Raw genomic sequence first — 5,208 nt, forward strand, 5'->3', positions numbered from 1 at the left:
TAAGGTTATATCTTTCTGGTGATGCGAGTGCTTTACTGGGTGATGAATGGAAAGGCTATCGTTTCGTGGATAATTTATTTTATGTTCCGGAATGGAGCAACGGTTTTCCTCCGCATGAGATTAGGGCTATGTTCTGGAAAGTCCAACAGCTTTGGAGCTTGCAGCGAGAGATTGAGCTGTTAAAACAGGAGTTAGATCGGCGTAATGAGGATATTAATACGCTGGAAGTTAGAGTGAGTTTTTATAAGCGCCAGTTAGTGCTTGAAAGCCGATTTGGTATGATTTTAGAAAGAACTTTTTCTTAATAATTATACAAACGATGATGCACGTTCACGAAATTCACTTGAGGTTGCAAGGTATGGGCGCGGAAAGTCTGTGTGCGTTTCATCAGCCATTTTTTTCAGGGTTTGAATTGCATCAATAATTAGTTTGCGTGCAGTTTCAAAATCTTCTTCATATACGCTGATATTGGGAAATTCAGCTACCCTACCAACATATAAAATTTCATCATCAATTTCTTCTTTACGAATCGTGATTGAATATGATTCAGGATCAAATTTCATTTAAGTACTCCTTTATTGAGTTTTCATGCTGTTTTACGAATTTGTATAGCTTCTTGATGTACGGACGTTTAACGGCTTCGCCTTTATTATGACCACAATTATAGTTAGGATATTCAATTAATGATACGGCGGGGTGTCTTGCGATCTTGTGGCCAGCACTACCGCAGTTTTCAATTTGGAATCCCAAAGATATCAAAAGATTGGTAAACTCATTGCATGATGTGTTTGCACTGTTGGTTAGAGCTTCGAGTTTATTAATTAGTTTTTCAAAGGCAAACATAACAGAGATTACGTGCGATTATTTCTAGTAGCATACTAACCAAACTGCAACCAGCTGAAGTAAAAATCCCACCCCAATAAGTGCCAATCCAAGTTTTGATAAATATTGATGATGTTTCCTTTCTAAGCGTGACTTAACAGCAGCTTCTTCAACTGTTATTCGTCCCCATTTTGTATTAACTAAGGTTTTATCTTCGAGACCAAGTCCAAAGCTTTCTCTTTCTAGTGTTACACCCCAAATAAAAACCATTATAGTTCCTGCAATTGATAATACTAGTCCAATCGAATTTATTATTTGTGCACACATAAAACAACTAAGAAATTACAAAAAATTAATATCATATTATAAATTAAATACATAGATAAATCATAGTGATATAAATTTAATTAGGTATGTCAGATATGCAAAGATGATTGTCTGAGGCTTTGCAAAACAAAGGTGGGGAATTTACCCGTTTACGCAAACTTGAGAACTCCTACATTTTGCCTATGGCAAAGCCTCGGAGCCTCCTTTCAAGATTTGCTACTAGTTTGTTTAAATAAAATTGTTTATATTTTTATAGAAACTTCGAAATATTTAATGTTTGTTATTATATGAATGGATTAACTAATGTTTTAAAGGGAAATTTATATCATCATTGATCGAAAATAACAAACAAACTCACTAACAATAATTAATTTACACAGAGCAAAAGCAAATGAGAATAAAAAAAATACAATTGATGAATGGTTATAAACGTTTTTTCGATTTAACTATTGATTTAGGCGAAGAACCAAAAAGAATTATTGCATTGATCGGTCCAAATGGTTGTGGAAAAAGTAGCGTTCTAGATGGCATGTTGTACTTTACTAATATGTTTAATACCATCGGTAGCACTGGAGCCAAGGATCATAAATATCATTCAATGAATAACGAAAAAAATTATTCTTACAATAATATAAAAATTGAATTTGTTGAAGGCGCTTATGAGGTGATTAGTAGCCATAAGGCAATAAAAGAAAAAGAAAAAACCATATTTTCATTTCGTAGCTCATATCGCTATAACACCGGCCTGAATGTCCAGTCTTCGCATGCAATTAGGAATATAACTGAAAATCATTACGGTGCTTCCACAGCCTCAGATCTGGATAGCAAAATTGATGAAAATTATAGACGTCTATATGTAAAATTTAACGACTATATGTATAAGACTGATTGCCCACCAAGTCAGGCAAAGGAGAAAATAATTGGCGATTTAAATAAGTCATTTCGGAATTGTCTTGACCTAGAATTAATTAGTATAGGAGATATTAATGCATCTAAAGGTACTCTATATTTCAGAAAACTAGACCATGCAAACTCTTTTGAATTTAATGTTTTATCTTCAGGAGAAAAAGAAGTGGTTGATATTCTTCTTGATTTATATCTACGTCAAGAAGAATATGACGATACAATTTTTCTTTTTGACGAGCCCGAATTACACATTAATACTGCTATTCAAAAGAAATTAATTATTGAAATAAATTGTCTTATCGGAATCAATTGCCAGTTATGGCTGACTACACATAGCATTGGATTTTTAAGAGCTCTTCAAGATGAATTTAAAGATGAATGCCAAATCATTCAATTTAAGAATGATATGAATTTAGCCTCTGAAGCGAAAATCTTGAAGCCTATCCAGCATTCAATAGCAGTCTGGAAAGAATTATTTGAAGTTGCACTTGATGATTTAGCTCATCTAGTATGTCCTAAAAGAATCATCTATTGCGAAGGAAAAGACACACCGGGTAAAAATTTTAAAGAAAATGGATTTGACGCACGTGTTTATAATGTAATCTTTGCTGAAAAATATCCAGATTCACTATTTATTTCAAGTGGTGGAAACACTGAATTAGATCAAAGAAGTAATATCGCCATCTCAATAATAGGCAAAGCTTTGCCTCTACTCGAAATACTTGTATTGAAAGATAAAGATTGTGCATCGGGCAAACAGGTCTCTGTATCCGATAGAGATAGAATTCTTGAGTTCTCTCCTGCACATCATCGTATTTTAAAAAGATTCGAAATAGAAAATTATCTATTTGATAAAGAAGTTATAAATAATTACTGTTCAATAAATTCTATATCTTTTGATGAGTCAGAGTACGAAAAGCTTATAAAGAATATAAATGAAGATGATGTAAAAAGTAAAGTAAATAACATTAAAAAAATTTGCGCAATCCCCTCAACCATTCCAAATGATACTTTTAAATTTAATTTAGCGAGTTACATTACTAAAGACACGGCAGTATTTAAAGAACTTGAAGAATTAATATTTAAAAGCGTTCGGTAGTAAAGAGAAGTCACAAATAAGATAATGCCTGTTTGGGATCGGGCGACATGCCCCCTTACAGGGGCATACCCTTCGCGCCGGACGGTGGCGCGACCCTTGTAAGTGCTGAGGATAAAGAGGTTTATACTGATGCGTAATGTGGTAATGATGCGGTAGGACGGATGTATTCATCCATCCTTTTCAGGTTGGCTCTGAATTCTTTAATTTTTTCTATGAGTGCAAGATCGCTTTCTTCAGGCGTAAGCGTGAGGATATGAGTCTGGTTTGGAAGTTGCTCATAAGCAAGTACACGACACGGGAACGGGTAAATGGGTGGAATGATGTCTTTTGCTTTTGGTTCATAATAAATCCATACACATTCATCATCTGGAATTTCCGGATCATTTACAAAAATAACATAGGGAAGATCACCCGAAAGAAGCATAATAATTTCGGATTGATCAAGATTTAAACTATAAATGCCCTTATCATAATTAACTGTTTTCATATTTTCTCTGTGGAAGTTTAATAATTACCATCCAGCCATAGCTAATTGTTAGATTGCAGATATCCGGAAAAACATTAAATCGTTGTGCTTTGTGGCCATAACAAACGTAGTTTGATTGACTTGAAACACAGGCCGCGACTTGTGACCAGTGAATGTTTCCGGATAACATTGATAAGAATTCTCTGATGGATTGATTTGTAATCATTGTCGATAATAGTATTTACTACATTTTTTCTATCTCGATTATTTCGGCAGTAATAACAATTTCTTTATTTTCATTGATCGATTCAGCCAGATCGGCAAAACGATCCATTATTCGGCTAAAGTAATGAATGACAGGGCAGGATCTGCGAACAGTAAAAAGATCGCAGTGAGTGCCATTTTATAAATCGCCCTCCTCGGCTTTTGTACATGCAGACTGGCTGGGTAATAGAGATCGAAGGCTTTCTTTTAACAAAACAATAAAGGTAATCGCTTTTCTGTTTTTAAACTGTGTTGGTGTTGAAGGAGGCGCTGCTTAATAGAGTGGGTTGTTTCTAAAATAAGTGGATGTCAGGAACAAAATTCATAGGTTTTAGGGATCGGGCATCCTGAAAGCTTGGCGATCATAGCTTCGCACGGTTCGGCGGCGCGACACTTCAATATCTGAAAGGGTGTATTACAAAAAAGACCGTGGGGTTTACCCACGGTCTTTTTTGTAATACTGGAAATTCCTGAGTTATTTTGCAGCTTGTCTAAAATGCTCCACTGCGTCTTTTGCCGCTTTCTTAGCTGCGTCAGTATTATCTTTTTGTCCTTCTTCGATAGCATCAGTTAGGCATTTGATGCCTTTATCAAGCTCTTTAGAATTAATTACTCTATCGGTATCTCCTTTTGCCGCATTTGCAAATTTTTTTGCTTCCTCTGCATGTTCAGCAACCATCTTTCCTTTGTCAGAGTTCGCAGCTTGTTGAGAATGCTGGATAGCTTGCTCTAAATTACTTTGTGCTGCTAATGTGCTGAATGATAAGAGAGCCATGAGAAAAAAGCTTGCAAATAATGTAAAAGTTTTCATATTTATTAACCCCAAAAAATTTAAATTAGAATTTAAAGCCATAAAGAAAAATATGACTTATTAATAAATATATATTTTTAACAAAATCTGGTCTGTACGAAATCGAACATAGCGGCTTAGTCATCCCAATTTAATCAGTCAGCCAGTTTGTATTCTTTAACTTTCGACCCAGCTTAGACTCCTACTTACAAGATCTAACATTATTTAGGAGAAATGCAGCGGTTGGACATTTTTTCAGGAGCATTCAATAGCAAACATTCAAATCGGGCACGAGAAATCAGGCGATTACTTCGAAGAAAAACAATAAATAAAACATAAACTGGCAAAAGCAGTTTTGTAAAAATACTATCTAAGACATTCATAGTTAAATCTTTAAAATTATACATTGTATCTTGCCCGTCTTTACCATGGCAGGAACAACGATCAGCCTTGGATATACAATCGCTGACTGTTGACCCGTCAATTAACGGATTTAATAGCTGAATTCTGTAGGTCGGTTCAGACAAAATATTT

7 protein-coding genes are annotated in these 5,208 nt (G+C 34.8%); 2 read left to right on the plus strand and 5 right to left on the minus strand.

The features are described from left to right. Window positions 1-305, plus strand: a 305-nt coding sequence (locus C7H79_RS16240; RefSeq protein WP_106708294.1) for a hypothetical protein, incomplete at its 5' end; no start/stop codon positions are given. A 3-nt stretch (window positions 306-308) separates the two neighbouring features. Here C7H79_RS16240 and C7H79_RS16245 read toward each other — a convergent pair. Both C7H79_RS16245 and C7H79_RS16255 read right to left on the minus strand, forming a co-directional pair. Then, window positions 309-563: a hypothetical protein gene (locus C7H79_RS16245; RefSeq protein ID WP_106708295.1), complete on the minus strand. Its 255-nt coding sequence runs from the start codon at window positions 561-563 to the stop codon at window positions 309-311. A 304-nt stretch (window positions 564-867) separates the two neighbouring features. After that, window positions 868-1,092 (minus strand): hypothetical protein, encoded by a 225-nt coding sequence (locus C7H79_RS16255; RefSeq protein ID WP_106708297.1) that lies wholly within the window; start codon window positions 1,090-1,092, stop codon window positions 868-870. Between the two features lie 448 nt (window positions 1,093-1,540). Between C7H79_RS16255 and C7H79_RS16260 the strand changes: the two genes are divergently transcribed. Continuing rightward, on the plus strand, window positions 1,541-3,154 hold the full coding sequence (locus C7H79_RS16260; protein WP_106708298.1) for an AAA family ATPase: 1,614 nt from the start codon (window positions 1,541-1,543) through the stop codon (window positions 3,152-3,154). Window positions 3,155-3,275: 121 nt separating this feature from the next. On the opposite strand, the gene C7H79_RS16265 is transcribed toward C7H79_RS16260, so the two are convergent. The 3 genes from C7H79_RS16265 to C7H79_RS18570 form a co-directional block, all read right to left on the minus strand. After that, window positions 3,276-3,641, minus strand: coding sequence for a hypothetical protein (locus tag C7H79_RS16265; RefSeq protein WP_106708299.1), 366 nt, complete (start codon window positions 3,639-3,641; stop codon window positions 3,276-3,278). A 718-nt stretch (window positions 3,642-4,359) separates the two neighbouring features. Further along, a complete protein-coding gene (gene smbP / locus C7H79_RS16270; protein ID WP_106708300.1) occupies window positions 4,360-4,695 on the minus strand; it encodes a small metal-binding protein SmbP in 336 nt (111 codons plus the stop codon). 200 nt (window positions 4,696-4,895) lie between these two features. Next, window positions 4,896-5,208, minus strand: a 313-nt coding sequence (locus tag C7H79_RS18570; RefSeq protein WP_206781774.1) for a hypothetical protein, incomplete at its 5' end; no start/stop codon positions are given.

Origin of the sequence: Nitrosomonas supralitoralis (genome assembly GCF_003011925.2) — a bacterium.
Taxonomy (GTDB): domain Bacteria; phylum Pseudomonadota; class Gammaproteobacteria; order Burkholderiales; family Nitrosomonadaceae; genus Nitrosomonas; species Nitrosomonas supralitoralis.